This window comes from Paenibacillus sp. J2TS4, assembly GCF_018403245.1.
Lineage (GTDB): Bacteria > Bacillota > Bacilli > Paenibacillales > NBRC-103111 > Paenibacillus_L.
Genome location: NZ_BOSH01000001.1, coordinates 404,099 through 419,711, shown reverse-complemented (window position 1 = coordinate 419,711; position 15,613 = coordinate 404,099). Strand labels below are relative to the sequence as shown.

The 15,613-nt window shown below is 45.9% G+C and carries 14 protein-coding genes; 4 read left to right on the top strand and 10 right to left on the bottom strand.

From position 1 onward, the window contains the following. Positions 1-15: 15 nt before the first annotated feature. Together KJS69_RS01890 and cyoE are read right to left on the bottom strand one after the other, a co-directional pair. Positions 16-630 (bottom strand): SCO family protein, encoded by a 615-nt coding sequence (locus KJS69_RS01890; RefSeq protein ID WP_249730301.1) that lies wholly within the window; start codon positions 628-630, stop codon positions 16-18. Between the two features lie 139 nt (positions 631-769). Beyond that, positions 770-1,705: a heme o synthase gene (gene cyoE / locus KJS69_RS01885; RefSeq protein WP_213581314.1), complete on the bottom strand. Its 936-nt coding sequence runs from the start codon at positions 1,703-1,705 to the stop codon at positions 770-772. 259 nt (positions 1,706-1,964) lie between these two features. On the opposite strand from cyoE, the gene KJS69_RS01880 reads away from it, so the two are divergent. Both KJS69_RS01880 and gerQ read left to right on the top strand, forming a co-directional pair. Beyond that, the gene (locus KJS69_RS01880) at positions 1,965-2,336 is read left to right on the top strand and encodes a cell wall hydrolase (RefSeq protein ID WP_213581804.1); all 372 of its coding nucleotides are present in this window, start codon (positions 1,965-1,967) and stop codon (positions 2,334-2,336) included. A 31-nt stretch (positions 2,337-2,367) separates the two neighbouring features. After that, a complete protein-coding gene (gerQ, locus tag KJS69_RS01875; RefSeq protein WP_249730300.1) occupies positions 2,368-2,808 on the top strand; it encodes a spore coat protein GerQ in 441 nt (146 codons plus the stop codon). An 85-nt stretch (positions 2,809-2,893) separates the two neighbouring features. On the opposite strand, the gene KJS69_RS01870 is transcribed toward gerQ, so the two are convergent. The 3 genes from KJS69_RS01870 to KJS69_RS01860 all read right to left on the bottom strand — a co-directional run bounded on the left by KJS69_RS01870 (position 2,894) and on the right by KJS69_RS01860 (position 7,317). Further along, complete coding sequence (locus tag KJS69_RS01870; RefSeq protein WP_213581313.1) at positions 2,894-4,999, bottom strand: ABC transporter ATP-binding protein; 2,106 nt, start codon at positions 4,997-4,999, stop codon at positions 2,894-2,896. Further along, positions 4,996-6,816 carry an ABC transporter ATP-binding protein gene (locus KJS69_RS01865; protein WP_213581312.1) on the bottom strand — a complete coding sequence of 607 codons (1,821 nt, stop codon included), beginning with the start codon at positions 6,814-6,816 and terminating at the stop codon, positions 4,996-4,998. Before KJS69_RS01865 ends, KJS69_RS01870 begins: the two co-directional genes overlap by 4 nt. Before the next feature lie 153 nt (positions 6,817-6,969). After that, positions 6,970-7,317 carry a hypothetical protein gene (locus KJS69_RS01860; protein ID WP_213581311.1) on the bottom strand — a complete coding sequence of 116 codons (348 nt, stop codon included), beginning with the start codon at positions 7,315-7,317 and terminating at the stop codon, positions 6,970-6,972. A 109-nt stretch (positions 7,318-7,426) separates the two neighbouring features. Here KJS69_RS01860 and KJS69_RS01855 point away from each other — a divergent pair, with 109 nt between their 5' ends. Then, positions 7,427-8,404, top strand: a complete 978-nt coding sequence (locus KJS69_RS01855; RefSeq protein WP_213581310.1) for a metal-dependent hydrolase — start codon at positions 7,427-7,429, stop codon at positions 8,402-8,404. Between the two features lie 319 nt (positions 8,405-8,723). After that, positions 8,724-9,587, top strand: coding sequence for a transposase (locus KJS69_RS01850; protein ID WP_213581309.1), 864 nt, complete (start codon positions 8,724-8,726; stop codon positions 9,585-9,587). A 720-nt stretch (positions 9,588-10,307) separates the two neighbouring features. Here KJS69_RS01850 and KJS69_RS01845 read toward each other — a convergent pair. From KJS69_RS01845 to KJS69_RS01825, 5 genes are all read right to left on the bottom strand, one after another. Next, on the bottom strand, positions 10,308-10,994 hold the full coding sequence (locus KJS69_RS01845) for a DUF624 domain-containing protein (RefSeq protein WP_213581308.1): 687 nt from the start codon (positions 10,992-10,994) through the stop codon (positions 10,308-10,310). 164 nt (positions 10,995-11,158) lie between these two features. Continuing rightward, positions 11,159-12,262 carry an ABC transporter ATP-binding protein gene (locus KJS69_RS01840; RefSeq protein WP_213581307.1) on the bottom strand — a complete coding sequence of 368 codons (1,104 nt, stop codon included), beginning with the start codon at positions 12,260-12,262 and terminating at the stop codon, positions 11,159-11,161. A gap of 12 nt (positions 12,263-12,274) precedes the next feature. Next, entirely contained in the window at positions 12,275-13,171 is an 897-nt protein-coding gene (locus KJS69_RS01835; protein WP_213581306.1) for a carbohydrate ABC transporter permease, read from the bottom strand. An 11-nt stretch (positions 13,172-13,182) separates the two neighbouring features. Further along, positions 13,183-14,100 (bottom strand): carbohydrate ABC transporter permease, encoded by a 918-nt coding sequence (locus KJS69_RS01830; RefSeq protein ID WP_213581305.1) that lies wholly within the window; start codon positions 14,098-14,100, stop codon positions 13,183-13,185. A gap of 126 nt (positions 14,101-14,226) precedes the next feature. Beyond that, positions 14,227-15,585 (bottom strand): ABC transporter substrate-binding protein, encoded by a 1,359-nt coding sequence (locus KJS69_RS01825; protein WP_213581304.1) that lies wholly within the window; start codon positions 15,583-15,585, stop codon positions 14,227-14,229. Positions 15,586-15,613 lie beyond the last annotated feature (28 nt).

The following is a 15,613-nucleotide window of genomic DNA, read 5'->3' as shown; positions in this document are numbered from 1 at the left end:
AGTGTGCCCGCTCAACTATTCATTACTCAGAGCGAGTATGTCGTTGGCGATCCTTTCCGGAGTCAAATCGTCGTCAACCAAATAGAAGTGGCGGATGTTCCCCTGCTTGTCTACGAGGACAAAAACATTCGAATGCATGAAGTTTCCATTCTTATCCTTCTGAACGCCGATTTTATATTGGTAAGCCAAATCCTTCATCGCTTCCTCATCATCCCCGCGCAGGAAGAACCACGATTCCGGGTCCGGATTATAATAGCTGGCAAATTCGTTAAGTCTTTCTCTCGTATCCCGTTCGGAATCGAACGACACCGAATAGAACGCTGCCTTTGTTCCAAAAGCGTTCTTCTTCTGCAATATTTCCTGAACCTGGGACAGCTTGAAGGTGGTCGGAGGACAAACGTCCGGACAGAAAGAAAAGAAGAAATAGACGATCCGAACTTTGCCGTCCGTCTCTTGAAGAGACACCTGGCGTCCATCGATATTTTCAAGAGTAAAATCGGTTGCTTCCTGATTAACGGTAAATTTCGTAATCTCCGGTTTATTTAGTTGATTGACTATTAGAGCAATAATAATCGCCAGCAATACTACCGTAACAAGCTTAAACCAATGCTTAGACAGAAATGTGCTCACTGCTATTCTCCCCCCATAAATCCTCCAAAATCCGGAAGTATGACGAATTAAAAGACGTCAGGTGCACAAGCCCCCCCCCCCGCACACTTCCAGGACCTCGCTAAAAAAAGGAATCCCATGATAGACATGGGATTGAATCTTATTTGGCAACAACGGTATCGATGATCATAATAATGAAAAGCAAGGTCAAATAATTGATGGAGAAGACAAACACTTTTTTAGCCCACAGCGTTTCATCCTTCGCCTTAAACCCTTGCATACACATGAACACCCATATCAATCCGAGAACCGCCGAGGCAACGAAATAAATGACTCCAACACTGTTCGTAAAGTACAACAGCATTGAGGTTGGCACAAGCGGAACGACGTATCTCATTATGCTGAGCTTTGTTTGATAGGTGCCTTTTACTACCGGCAGCATCTGATATCCGGCTTCACGATAGTCTTCCACGCGGCGAATGCCGAGAGCCCAGAAATGAGGAGGCTGCCAAAAGAACAGAATGCCGAACAGAATAAGCGCGTTAATATCCAACGTCTCTGCGACGGCCACATAACCGATAACCGGCGGAACTGCCCCGAATATCGCCCCAACGGTCGTATTCCAAACCGAGGTGCGCTTAAGCCAGGCCGTATAGATCCACACATAACCGAACAAACCAAGCAGTCCGAGCAGAGCAGATAACGGATTAATCAGCAGCGCAAGCACGCTTAAACCTAATACACCGAGAATAATACCGTAGACCAGTACCGTGGTAGGCTGCAGTACTCCGGATGGCAGCGCTCTTTTCTTCGTTCGTGCCATTTTGATATCCAGATCGCGATCCAAATAATTGTTAAGGACACAGCCGGACGCCATGGTCAGCACTGTTCCCAGTAAAACGAAAATCATCGTAGTCCATTGGATATTGCCTTGAGAGGCCAGCCAGAATCCGCCGAACGTTGTAATCGAGTTAGAAAACAGAATGCCGGGCTTAGCAACATTCAAGAAGTCCTTCCACGTGGCGGGACGAACTTCGACTTTATCTGTATTTTCCGTCGATTCTACTGTATTGGTATAACTTACCGGATTGTTCACAGCAGCTTCTACCCCTCCTACTTTTCAACATCACTCTTAATAATAACAATGTGCCGTTCTAATTACAACGAATAGCGCTCACAATTCAAAATATTGTCGCAAACTGTTTTTTTGAGGGACGACTCACCAAAAGCCCCGCTGCTCTATAGACTATGATTAAAGGCTCCCGCCTATTTCAGCATAGTCCCTATGGAAGGAAGTGAATGGTTTGCCCGTCCTTCAAACTAATTCCCAGCATACCAGGCTGTTAGCCCGTCTAATGAGAGCGGAGGCAGAAGGAGAAGGTGAGCTCGGGATGCTTATGGTAGGTAATGTCGGCGTAAATCGGGTGCTTGCCGATTGTCTTGACTTTAAAAATATTCGCAACCTTGAACAAATGGTCTTTCAAAGACCCGGCGGCTTCGAAGCGACAATAAAAGGGTATTTCTACCAGCCTGCCCGCCAGCAGGACATCCGGTTAGCCAATAGAGTGATCAAAGGGGAGCGATTTCATCCCGCATCCAATGCATTATGGTTTTTCCGGCCAACCGGAGACTGTCCTGGCACTTGGTATAATCAAGTGAATTCGGGTCGCTTCAAGGCCCATTGTTTCTTTATCCCTACCGCTCAGGACTGCCCTCAAGTTTATTAGTTAAATCCTATTGAAGGAGGAAAGAATCAGAATGACTTGTAATTCATTTCGCAATTTCCAGTCTTACGCTTACCCGACCGCCGGAGCCAAAACTTCCCCTACAGCTATGTACCCTGCCGGCAATGTGGGGGCCGCTCAGTCGATCCCGCCCTCCATCCCATCCGGGATGACGCTTACGGCAACGGGTACACCCATTCCGACCCCGGGGAGAGAAGAATCTTACATCGAAAACATACTAAGGCTCAACCTTGGCAAAATAGCGACGGTATACATGACTTTCGAAGGCAACAGAGAATGGAACGCCAAAGTATTTCGCGGACGTCTGGAAGCTGCCGGCCGGGATCATATTATCCTTAGCGATCCCCAGACCGGAAGACGCTATATCCTATTGATGATTTTCTTGAATTATATTACATTCGACGAGCCTCTCAATTATACCTATCCTTACGCCTCGCAACCTACGGGACGGTAGGAGTACATCATTTTGGCTGATAGGTAACCGTAAGCCGGGGTCTACCCGATAGATCAAGCTGACCGTATGCCGAGGTCCGGCCGCCTTATCGGGCGGGCCGGACTTTGTGCTGCTCTTTATACTGCAGCTCGAACAGACGGTAGTAATACCCTTTTTGCGCCAACAATTGATAGTGGTTCCCGGTTTCCCGCACTTTGCCTTTATGCATTACGATAATTTGATCCGCATGCTGAATAGTCGATAGCCGGTGGGCTACAATGACCGTCGTGCGACCTTTAGAAATAGTGTGAAGCGCATCCTGCACAACAATCTCCGTCTCCGTGTCAATATTGGAGGTCGCTTCATCCAATATAAGAATCTGGGGCCGGAAAGCAATGGCCCGCGCAAAAGAAAGCAGCTGCCTCTGTCCGAGAGACAGAGTAATTCCCCTTTCCCCGAGCAGTGTCGAATAGCTTTGGGGCAGCGTACGAATGAAAGAATCGAGATGAACCATTCGAGCGGCCTCACGCACCTGCTCGTCGGTAATGTCCGTATTATTCAATCGGATGTTAGAAGCGATGTCGCCTGTAAACAAAAACACGTCTTGCTGGACAATACTTATCATTTGGCGCAAATCATCCAGCGGAATGTCGCGGATGTCCACCCCATCGAGCTTGATCGATCCTTTTTGAATATCATAGAATCGGTTAATCAGTTGAATGATGGAGCTTTTGCCCGCTCCCGTAGCTCCGACGAAAGCAATCGTCTGGCCCGGCTCGATTTTGAAGCTGACGTCCTTCAGCACCCATTCTTCCTCGTTGTAAGCGAACCAGACATGGTCGAACTCGATTTCGCCCCTGACCTGCTTGGCAAGCGGCTTGGCTTGGGGAGAATCGACGATCGCAGGCTTCTCGTCCAACATTTCAAAAATCCGCTCCGCTCCAACCATAGCGGTCTGGATCTGGTTATATTTCTCCGCCAAGCTCATGAGCGGCTGGAAAAATTGTCGGATATAGTGGGTGAATGCGTAGACGATACCGAACGTAATATGGCCGTCAATGACCTTGATTCCCCCATACCAGACTAACAGTGCAATGGCTAGATTGCCAATAAAACCGATGGCCGGCTGGAAGATGGAGTTGACGGTTGAATTGAACATCCCCGCCCGGTAATAATCCTGATTGTGCCGGTCAAATTGCTCCCATTGACGACGCTCTCTAATGAACAGTTGAGTAATCCGCATGCCTGATAAATTTTCTGCCAGAAAAGAATTCAAGCGGGACAAAATCAATCTGGCCTTGCGCTGCCCTTTGCGGATAACCATCCGGTACCAGAAGGTCAATACAGCCAAAAACGGAAGCACCGCAAAAGCGAGTAAAGAAAGCTCCACGCTCATTTGCAGCATGATGACGATAATTCCGACTACCACGATAACATCCTTGACCAAATTGACGACCACTTGGGAATACAGTTGGTTCAATGCTTCTGTATCCTGTGTTACCCTTACGACGATTCTTCCGGACGGGTTCCGATCGAAGAAGGACATGGACATGCGGCTCAGATGCTTAAACAGCTGCTGGCGAATGTTAAAAATGATCGACTGCCCGGTATATTGCAGCAGGTTCCCTTGGACATACGTAAGAAGGGAGCCAAGAGCTACTGCCCCCAGAAACAAGAGCCCAATCATAATAAAGCCTTTATAATCATTCTGCCGGAACTGCTTCATCTCTTCTGCGCTCAGTCGCTTGGCTTGAAGTTCCCCCTCTTCAGAGACAACATAAGGGACTCCGGCCCGCTCGGTTAATTCAGCCTTTCTTCCTTGACCACTTAGCCAGCCCTCCAGAAGCAAGGCTTCCCCCTGGACGGTTACAATTTGATTTTTACGTACCCCTTCTGGAAGCTCTGCCTCCCTGTGCTTATCGGAAAGCCTTACATAAACATCGCCATCCACATGGATTAATTCCCCGTAGCTTTGAATTTCATCCGTGTGTTCCGCTGTCACGCTAATCATCGGATGGTTGATTCCGTTGATGTGATCGTCAATCGTCAGCTTAAGAAGATAAGGGCGGGCCAGATCGGCCACAACGATTAAGAACGCAAGAATAATGCCTAGTAAAATCATCTTCCAATACGGCAACGCATAGGCAAGAAGCCTGCGAAGCATCTGGGAATCTTTGACCCTTACGATTTCCTTTTCCTGATGTATGCTCATGCTTGGGTCGCTCCCCCTATCTTGCCGTTTTGGCGGAAGGGCGGTTTGCGCACAGAGAAGAAATCATCGACTGCTTCCGCTTCTTCATCCAGCAGCTGCTTATGGTACATATCCGCATAAATACCGTTAAGTCTTACTAATTGATCATGGGTTCCCCGCTCAGCGATAGCCCCTCGATCCAGCACGACAATCTGATCGGCATTCTGTACGGAGGAAATACGGTGGCCAATAATAATCGTCGTCCGGTTGTCCATTACCGAATTCAGTCCCTCCAGAATCAGATCCTCGGTTATCGTATCGACGGCCGACAGACTGTCGTCAAAAATGAGGACGGAAGGCTTCTTAATGATGGCCCGGGCTATGCTGACGCGCTGTCTCTGCCCTCCTGACAAGGAAACCCCTCTTTCGCCCAATGCCGTCTCAAACCGGTTGGGAAATTCATTAATATTGTCATATACTTGAGCGATCTTGGCCGCATCCTCGACCTCATCATCGGAATACGGATTCGGATCAAAGCTGATGTTTTCCTTAATAGTAGAAGAGAACAGAAATTGGTCCTGCGGAACGATTCCGATTTGCCCCCTTAGCACCTTAAGGGGAATTTCGTGAATTTCATGGCCGTCGATATAAATCGTACCTTTAGGCGGATTAAACAGTCTTACCAGTAGATGAACCAGAGTGCTTTTACCGCTGCCTACTCGGCCGACTATGGCGAGGCTGGTTCCTTGTGGGACCGTCAGACTTAAGTTTCTTAGCGACGGCTCCGCCGATCCCGGATAAGCAAACGTCAGATTGCGGATTTCCAATCTACCGTTCAGATGGTCAATCTCTTCATTAGCCATTTCATCGTCCGCCACATCCGGCTTCGTGTTTAAAATATTTAACAGCCGCTCCTCAGACGCTTTTCCTCGCTGAAGCTGGTTGAACACCCGCCCGAGGTTTTCGATCGGGCCCATCAGAAGGGCCAAATAACTGTTGAAGGCGACAAACTCTCCAATAGTAATCGATCTCCTCATGACAAGCATCCCTCCAAAAATGACCGATACGAGGAAGCTGACTCCAACGATAGCCGCGCTTAAGGAACTGAACAAGGAATTGGAACGGACAAACCTTCGATTCATTTGGACTGCGTGCTGGTTATCCTTAGTAAATAGCTTCCGTTCAGCTTTTTCCTGGACAAATGCTTTAACGATACGAATACCGGATGTAAATTCCTGAACCCGGCTCGTTAACGTCCCTACCGCCTTCTGTACATCAGCAGACTGCTTCTGAATCCGCTTGTTGAATCGATAGGCCAAAAAGCTAAGAAAAGGAAGAGGAAGCATCGTAACCAGAGTTAGCCATACATCCACAGACGACATCATAGCAATCGTCGTAATAGTAATAAGCACAAGCGCTTCCATAATGTTGAACACGCCCATCATCGTTACTTCCCGAATGACGTTGACATCATTAATGGCGTGTGACATTAGATCGCCGACCCTTTGATTATTAAAATACTGCGCCGATAGACGGCCCCAATGGGAGAACAGGTCATTGCGAACCTTCATTTCCAGCTGGCGTCCCATTCGAAACAAATAAATCCGTCCGATAGAGCGAAAAAAAGCGACCCCGAGCCCAGTCAAGGTCAATCCGACAACAAAATAAACAATTTCTTCACGCAAGAGCAAATTTTGTTCCAGCCGGTCGGTAAATTGGCCCAACAGCTTGGGAATAAACAGCTGAATGTAGCTGGAAACGGCTACAAGGATAAAGCCTAGAACATAAAACCATCGATTTTTGACAATATATTCGCGAAATATTGATTTTCTCTCCATCCGTCCCCCCACTCTCACTTTACTTCTGTCCAGTAAGATTACACCTTTCTAGGGGAAGATGCCATGGATTTATATGCTTGAAAATATGGACTATTCGATCACATCACCTAGGCTAAATTGGACCTGCTATGTTTGTTGGGTGAATTCATTCCCCTAAACCTTAACGAATTTCCATATATGAACCCTTCCGGCTCCCCCCGCAACATATTCATTTATGCTTTGCCAGGGCCTAAAGGCTAACTTCCCTTCCGACATATTAGAGGGGAATTTCTCCAATGAATGAGGTGACTTCTGTTCACAAGCCACGGTGGAAGTCCTTATTGCTTTCATTTGCAAATAATCTTCATCTCCAAGACCCTTCCAAATTTCTACAAATAGGCCGGGCTGATCAGATCCTTCATACAATTCCACTTGGTCTACCCCTGGCAAGTCTTGGATAGTTTTCAGGTAATCTTCCCGGTAAAGTTCATCAATTTTATATTCTACAAAAACTAGACTCATTCTTATCCCTTCCTTTGATTTATTTTCCTTCCGAAAGTGATACAATAAGAATAAACTGCTTTAAGTATATCAGGAAAGACAATACAACTTTTTCAGGAGGGAGCCTCTTTTGGATACTGGCACGCATCTTGTTATCGGATTAGGTTTAGCCGGTCTGGCGCACGTGGATCCCGTAGTAGCTGCGGACTCAACGGTGGCCACCGCAGTGTTAATCGGTACCGTATTAGGTTCTCAGGCCCCCGACTTTGACGGCCTGCTTCGACTGAAGGGCAATGCAGTCTATATTAAAAATCACCGTGGCGCCTCCCATTCCCTTCCTGCCCTTCTGCTGTGGACATTACTGATTACAGGTGGACTCGCTCTTGCATTTAGCGGGCTGCCGCTTCTTCATGTTGGTCTTTGGGTCTTTGGAGCCGTATGCTTTCATGTATTTACCGACTTGTTTAACACTTACGGAACTCAGGCGTTCCGACCCTTTACTGAAAAATGGATTTCATGGAACATCATCCATATCTTTGATCCGTTTATATTCATTACCCATCTGGTAGCTATTTTCCTGTGGGTTACCCGGGCGTTAGAGCCCCAATGGATTTTCCCGGTCCTTTATCTTTTCTTGGCCCTGTACTATATATGGAGAACAATCACCCATTATCGACTGGAAAAAGGACTTCCCCACCGCGACTCATACTACGAACAAGGAGACCGCTACTTCCTCATTCCAACCGTTAATCTGTCGGTCTGGAACGTAGTAAAGAGAAAACGGGACGGATCTTACTCTTTGGGGGAGCTGAAAAATGACGAATTCCGCTGGTTAGACCGAGTAGTATGCGATGAGCATCCGGCTGTGGAAGCTTCCAAGTCGCATCCTAGTGTCGCCTCATTTCTTTACTTCTCCAGCTTCGCGTGCGCGGAAGTAAGGCATTACGAATGGGGGTACGAAGTTCGATGGGCGGACGTGCGATATCGTCATCGCAAGCAATATCCGTTCGTGGCTGTTCTTCGTATGAATATCAAGTACGAACCGATAGAATCTTATGTTGGCTGGGTCAGCGAAGCCCGCCTGGAGAAAAAGCTACGGATGTCTTGACAAGTTCCTAGTACGGATCACCTTATCATTAACCCATACTGCCTACGAGAGCCTCTTGTTCGTAGGCAGTTATTTTTTGTACTGGCCCTCAGCGCCAAAGATTCGCAAAAGTTTTTTTCATTCTATCCGATACCATCCCCTCAAACAAGCTCACCTCTCCCCTCCCCTGTTCTTTTGACCACTATCCCTTTTAATCAGGAAAGTCAATCAGAACAAATTTTTGTTCTCTTTTATTAATTTCAGACCAAAATAACTTGAAATAAGAACTAATGTTCGCTATAATAAAGACAAACAAATGTTCCTATATCGGGTGGGTGCCATGTATATATTTGATGCCAATATGGATGAAGAATCCTTCAGACGTCATTTTAAAACGAAAAAAGCTTGTGAACAATTTCTATATAAAGCTAAATGGCCTGATGGCTTTTCTTGCCCACGTTGCAAACACAATCTTTCCTATGACATCCGTTCCCGCAATATTCCACTCTATGAATGCCGCAAATGCCGACATCAAACCTCTCTTATTTCTGGAACAGTGATGGAAGGAAGCCGCACCGCATTGTACAAGTGGCTCTTTGCCTTCTTTCTTGTTTCACGTGTCGATCGGGGAACGAACGCGATTCAGTTGAGTTCATTAATCAGTGTCACTTATAAAACCGCTTGGTCGATGCTCCACAAAATTCGTCATGCCTTAACCCAAGCCGATAATAAGCAGCCACTTACCGGAATCATCCAAGGGGGATCAGCCCGATATCGCTCCCTCTATAACTCATCACTTAACTTGCTCCCGGAACAGAGTCCTGTGTTCGTAGCTGCTTCCCTCAATGCCGATCATAAGCCTTGGCAATTGAAAATAAAAACAATTTCTTCACACCATATTAACGGTCCCCGTATTCTTCAACGTGGAATTAACGAATTCATCGACCGACACATCAGCACTAATGAAAGTGATGACAGTGATTCAATCGTCCAGCCAAAACATATTCGCATTGCTTGCACCGGATCGTTAAGGAAGTATATCCAAAAGGCAAGAACTTGGATCAACCGAACGTTTAACGGGATCGGGTTCAAATATTTGCAATCATACTTGGATGAGTTTTGTTTTCGTCTGAATCTCCAATTGCAGAATACCCCTATTTTCAATCATCTCACCAACATCTGTATGAGGACTTCTGCTATATGAGGGATTTTTGCTACATGAAGATTTCTGCTATACGGGGGATTCCTGTTATATGAAGATTTCTGCTATATGAAGATTTCAGCCATATGAAGAACTCAGCTATACGAGATTTCTGCTATATGAAGATTTCAGCCATATGAAGAACTCAGCTATACGAGATTTCAGCTATATGAGATTTCAGCCATATGAAGAACTCAGCTATACGAGATTTCAGCTATATGAGATTTCTGCGTGAGGATTTTCTGCGTGGGGATTTTCTGCTTGTGAATATCTGCATAAAGCATCTTCATTGGGCCCGTTGAGATGACATGATCTGCAACGAACACCTCATATCATGGCTTTTTTGTCATGCCCTATCCTTGTTTCATGTCGGAAGATAACCATCATATTGACAATAACTCACTTCATACTCTACTCAATGCCTCACTTCGTGCCTCGACCAACATCTTGATCAATCCCTCGATAATACACAATCAATCACTTACAATATTTCAGTCGCTTCCTTCGTTATTCCTAGTTGGAATGCTGAGGTTCCATTTTCCTGACTATAGGGGATACTGACCAAAAGAAGGGGAAAGTAAAACCATATCCCCTGATGAGAAAAGTACATAACCCGGGAACAGGAATGTACTAGATAAAACCTCCTCACTAAACAAGAAACTATTGAAGCATTAAAAAAGCCTAAACTTCGCACTTTTACGATGTTTAGGCGTTCGGTAACTATCATGCCGAATTCTCAACCAGATTAGGTTTAACCTTAAGTTTCTTTTTCGAATCCAGCTTAAGATTCTGCGTTGCATGAAGAACAAAAATGGATAGCATCCCGATATAAAGTAAGAAAAACCCGACAATCGACAGGCTTAGGAGAACCGTAACCGACACAATCTGCACAAATAAGCCAATGCTGTACCACGGATGGGCTAAAAAAAGCTTGATCGATCTATTCATCGCTTGAAAAACCTTCAAATCTTCCATTACGAGCAAAGGAATTGCATAAACTTGAGAAGCCAAAAAAGTCGCACATAAATAAGTTTGAAATACGGCAAACAGGAAAATGGTGTAGCCATTGTTCATGTTCAAATAATACCACCATTCGGATACAGGAATCAGAACAGCCAGAATTAAAACAATCCCTGTCAGAAATGATCTTTTATAATAGTAAAGGAAGGAGCGAAAAAACTCGAAGCGCCTCCTTTTTTCCCCGTTTAGGATCCGATTCATTACAGCATACACCGCCGTCGTAGCGGGGACCAGCGTTAACACAAGAACAAATATGGCCCCCGGAAGAGGAAGCAAAAAAACAGCAGGGAAAATAAATAACGACCATCCTATACTTACTCCAAGAACAGCAAAAATATTTAGAAAGATATTATGCCCTGTTTTGATCAACAGCTTGCTGATGGAAAGCATATGCTGCCCACCTCTCTTTTTACCAAATCTAGATATGCACTCGTTTGTTACAGGTACTTCCTCTTTGATGACCTTCTTATTCCTGTTGTTACCCCTTTCTGGGCGACCTTTCTTGTTCTGGTTGGGTGACTCGATTCGTTGGCCACCCTATTATTCCTGTAAGGTCATCCTATTCGCTGCTGGGTAGCCGGGTCGAACAGCTGCATTTTTTCCAGATTGCAGTACAGCTTGACGGGCGATAATCCTTTAACTTTGGCGTCTGCACTTACTCTGCTTGTTACTTGCTCCCCACCGATATTAAAATAAAGGAGCAGTTCCGCACCGAGATGCTCGACCACTTTTAATGTAGGACAAATAACATTTTTCTCCGGCTCGATATTCAATAGATTGACGGTCACGATATCTTCCGGGCGAATGCCAAACACAACTTCTTTGCCATTGTATTCCGCATACGTCGGCAAGGAGTGTTCGGGGACGGTAAAGGTGTAATCTGCGGTATACAATTGGTTTCCGTCAAGTCTCGCTTTGACAAAATTCATTGGAGGAGAGCCGATAAAGCCGGCGACGAACATATTGTTAGGCTTCTCGTAAAGTTCCTCCGGAACAGCTATCTGCTGTATTTCGCCATCATTCATAACTACGATGCGCTCACCCAGCGTCATGGCTTCCACTTGATCGTGAGTGACATAGATAACGGTGGCCCCCAGCCTTTTGTGCAGCTCGGATAATTCGACTCTCATCTGCACTCTCAGCTTAGCATCGAGATTGCTTAAAGGCTCATCAAACAAAAACACACTCGGATTCCGAACGATCGCCCGACCGACTGCGATTCGCTGCTTTTGTCCTCCGCTAAGCTCGCGCGGCTTTCGGTCCAATAAATTTTCGATGCTCAAAATTGCGGCCGCTTCGGTTATTTTCTTCTCAATTTCCTTTTTGGGTGTTTTTAGATTTTTAAGTCCGAAGCCCAAATTTTCACGGATCGTCATGTGTGGATAAAGAGCATAGTCCTGAAACACCATAGCGATATCCCGGTCTTTGGGATGAACTTTATTAACCAGCCGGCTCCCTATATAAATATCTCCTGAGGTTTGTCTTTCCAGTCCGGCTACCATCCGTAAGGAGGTCGTTTTACCGCATCCGGAAGGGCCGACAAACACTAAGAACTCTCTATCTTTAATCGTAAAATTGGCATTGTTAACGGCAACAACTTTCCCCTTCTTTTCGTCCTCAAACTCTTTGACTATGTCAACAAATCTGACTTCTGCCATTCGACTCTCCCCCTATCCTTTGATCGCTCCGATAGTGATTCCGCGTAAGAAATATTTTTGCAGCGCCAGGAACACGATGATCATAGGCACCGCGCTGAATACGGCTCCAGCCATCATCGCCCCATAATCTTGCAAATACTCAAATCTGAAGCTGGTTAACCCGACCTGCAGCGTCCGCATACTGTTCGTGTTAGTAATCAGAAAAGGCCAGAAGAAATTGTTCCAATGGCCGACAAAAGTAAAGATGCCGAGGACGGCCAAGCCGGGCTTGGAAATGGGCAGAATAATTTTCCAGAAAATCCCGAATTCACTACAGGCGTCTATTCTTCCCGCATCGATTAATGAACCCGGCAAAGAGCTCATAAATTGCTTCATCAGAAAGATACTGCCTACGCTGATCATTCCAGGAACGATCAAGCCTACATAAGAGTTAGCCAGCTCGAACGTGTTGACCACCAGGATATACAGAGGAATTAAGGTAACCTGCCCGGGAATCATCATAGTCGATAACAGGATCCAGAAAGCCCCGTTTCTTCCTGGAAAGCGTAATTTGGCAAAGGCGTAGCCTGCCAAGGAGGCAAAGAAAACATTGATAATCGTACTCATGCCCGCAACGATAACGCTGTTAATAAACCAACGTCCCAAGCCGCCTACTTCAATAATCCTTTTGTACGCGTCTAATGTGGGCTTTTTGGGGATAAGCTGAGGCGGTACGGCCGTTATGGCGGACGAATCCTTAAAGGATGAGCTCAACATCCACAATAAAGGGACAAAAGTAAAGATAGCCCATATTGCCAGCAACACGTATATGACGGACAGTACCAATATCCTCAGCAGCTTTCTTCTCTGGTCCCTTTTCTCATCGAGCCTTAGTTGATACTGAGAATCTATAGCTGATTTGATCTCCATATCCGTCCCCCCTAGTACTCAACATCACTGGACATATATTTAAACTGCAGTACGGAGATCACAATGATCACTATGCCCAGTATGAACGATTCTGCCGCTGCTAGTCCGAACTGATAGTATTGAAAAGCATGCTGGTAGATTAAATAGGCAATCGTCGTGGTGGAGAAGTTAGGTCCCCCCTGAGTCATCACATAAGTCGCTTCGAACACTTGGAAGGAACCGATCACGCCGGTAATCAGCATATAAAGAGTGGTCGGTTTTAACAACGGCCACGTGATATTCTTCATTTTGGACCACCAGCCGGCTGCGTCGATTTCCGCTGCCTCATACAGAGATCTTGGAATCCCTCCCATCGCCGCCAAGTAAAGGATGACTCCACCGCCGTGCCCTCCAATATATGTCATCAGCATTATTGAGAAGAGGGCCGAACTTGAGCTGGCAAGCCACATTTGCTGCCCGATCCCGAACCAGCTTAATATGATGTTCATAAGTCCGGACTTTGTAGGATCGAACATCCACAGCCAGATCAATGACATCGTAATCCCCGAAGTCACCGCCGGTAAGTAAAAAGAGGCTTTAAAAAAAGTTTGCGACCGTTTGTTGAGCGGGAAAATCATCAAAGAAAGAAAAAATGAAATGAGGATATTGACCGGTACCGTTCCAAGTGTATAAATAGTCGTATTGGCCATTGATTTCCAAAAAATTTCATTATTCACCAAATATTTATAGTTATCCAAGCCGATGAAGGTCGATTGCATGACCCCGTATTCTTGAAAGCTCATAATAAAAGCTGTAACGAGAGGATAGACGGTAAAAACAAGAAACAAAAGAAACGGAAGAGCAATGAAAATGTAGCACCACCCGTAGTCCTTAATAAATTGCTTCATGTTCTCCCATTTAGGGTTAGTTTCTTGTGCCGCAACGGTCATAGGTTCAACTCCTTTGCTTGTCCGATGGCCCTTTCACGAGACGTCACTGCATTAGTTAACCATATAGATGGAAGCCTTCCCGCCATGCGAGACGGGAAGCGCTTCGCCGGAACGTTATTTCGGACATTATTTCAAAATGCCCTCCGCTACTTTAGTCCATTGCTGAACGGTTTCCTCTGAAGATAATTCGCCGGCTAAAAATCCTTGGAATTTGGGGCGGATTCCGTCGTTTAGAATTTGCGTCGATTTTTGCGCCAAATCGGGCTCCAGCTTCGCCCCAGGTACGACATACCCAAGCGTCCGCTGAATGAATTTGCCGTTGTCCGTGTTCAATTGCAGCAGATCGGCAAACATTTCTTGCCCCGATTTACGACTTGGCGGGATGAACAAGGTCGCAGCCGTTACGCTGGATTTGGTCCCTGTTATATGCTTGAGCACTTTAGCGGCATTTTCCGTATGCTTGTCCCCTTTATAGTTCTTTTGTTTAAACAGCCACATCCCGCCCCCACCTCCGGTAGCTACTTCTTTTTCCCCTTCGTTATGAGGGAAGGGCAGCAGGACGAAGTCGATTTTTTCCCCTTCTATTTTTCCGGCATCAATCTCTTTATTACGATTGTCGTTAAAACGGACCTGGTACGGACCCGTTCTTCCGTAAATTCCGACCTCCTGGGCTTTGAACATGTCCTCAACCTTTGCCGCATCTATTCCTGCCGTCTCTTTGGGCATAACTCCTTCATCCATCATTTTCTTCAAGAAATCTAAGGTTTCCACCGCCTTGTCGCCGTCCCACATGAACTTTCCTTCCTCCGTCACCGACTTGATAACTCCGTTATTTCTCATTAAGTGAGTGAATGTTTCTTCATTCTTGCCTTGGGTGGCGAAGCCGTATATTTTTTTACCGTTTTCTTCTTTGGAGATTTTTTTGGCTATATCATAGAACTCCTGCCAGGTCCAGCCTTCGCTTTGGATTTTCGCAATGTCGGCGCCGGCTTCCTCCATCATTGTACGGTTGCCGCCCCAAGTATGAATGGAGATCCATTGTGAAATGGCCCAGAGCTTGCCGTCTATCGAAAAATTGTTAATTGCAAATGGCTCCAAGTCGTCCAAATCTGATTTATCCAAGTAGTCGTCAAGCGGGACAGCCAACCCCGTCTTAATAAATTTAGGCTCCATGACGGAGAAAAAAATGTCGGGTGGATTACCGGAATTTAACGCGATGTCAAACTTCTTATCCCCTTCATCCCAGGAAAGAATTTCATATTTCACTTTAATGTCCGGATTCTCCGCTTCCACCTCGGCGATTAATTCCTGTAAATGCTGTTCGTAGCTTTTTTGACCTGTTTCGGCATTTTCCCGATAATGTGGAAAGGTCCAGACGGTAATGACATCCTTGCCGGAACTATCTGCGCCCTTTCCCCCGCCACTGCATCCTGCACTCGTTACAGCTAAACAAAAGATGGATAAAAATAAAAACAGTTTTTTCATTCCTTTTACCCTCCCATTTCTTTGTTCG

Excerpts from the sequence above, each read along its gene's own strand:
- KJS69_RS01880 (WP_213581804.1), top strand. The coding sequence starts at position 1,965 with ATGAGAGCGGAGGCAGAAGGAGAAGGTGAGCTCGGGATGCTTATGGTA.
- gerQ (WP_249730300.1), top strand. The coding sequence starts at position 2,368 with ATGACTTGTAATTCATTTCGCAATTTCCAGTCTTACGCTTACCCGACC.
- KJS69_RS01865 (WP_213581312.1), bottom strand. The coding sequence starts at position 6,816 with ATGGAGAGAAAATCAATATTTCGCGAATATATTGTCAAAAATCGATGG.
- KJS69_RS01870 (WP_213581313.1), bottom strand. The coding sequence starts at position 4,999 with ATGAGCATACATCAGGAAAAGGAAATCGTAAGGGTCAAAGATTCCCAG.
- KJS69_RS01835 (WP_213581306.1), bottom strand. The coding sequence starts at position 13,171 with ATGGAGATCAAATCAGCTATAGATTCTCAGTATCAACTAAGGCTCGAT.
- KJS69_RS01850 (WP_213581309.1), top strand. The coding sequence starts at position 8,724 with ATGTATATATTTGATGCCAATATGGATGAAGAATCCTTCAGACGTCAT.
- KJS69_RS01825 (WP_213581304.1), bottom strand. The coding sequence starts at position 15,585 with ATGAAAAAACTGTTTTTATTTTTATCCATCTTTTGTTTAGCTGTAACG.
- KJS69_RS01830 (WP_213581305.1), bottom strand. The coding sequence starts at position 14,100 with ATGACCGTTGCGGCACAAGAAACTAACCCTAAATGGGAGAACATGAAG.
- KJS69_RS01860 (WP_213581311.1), bottom strand. The coding sequence starts at position 7,317 with ATGAGTCTAGTTTTTGTAGAATATAAAATTGATGAACTTTACCGGGAA.
- KJS69_RS01840 (WP_213581307.1), bottom strand. The coding sequence starts at position 12,262 with ATGGCAGAAGTCAGATTTGTTGACATAGTCAAAGAGTTTGAGGACGAA.
- KJS69_RS01845 (WP_213581308.1), bottom strand. The coding sequence starts at position 10,994 with ATGCTTTCCATCAGCAAGCTGTTGATCAAAACAGGGCATAATATCTTT.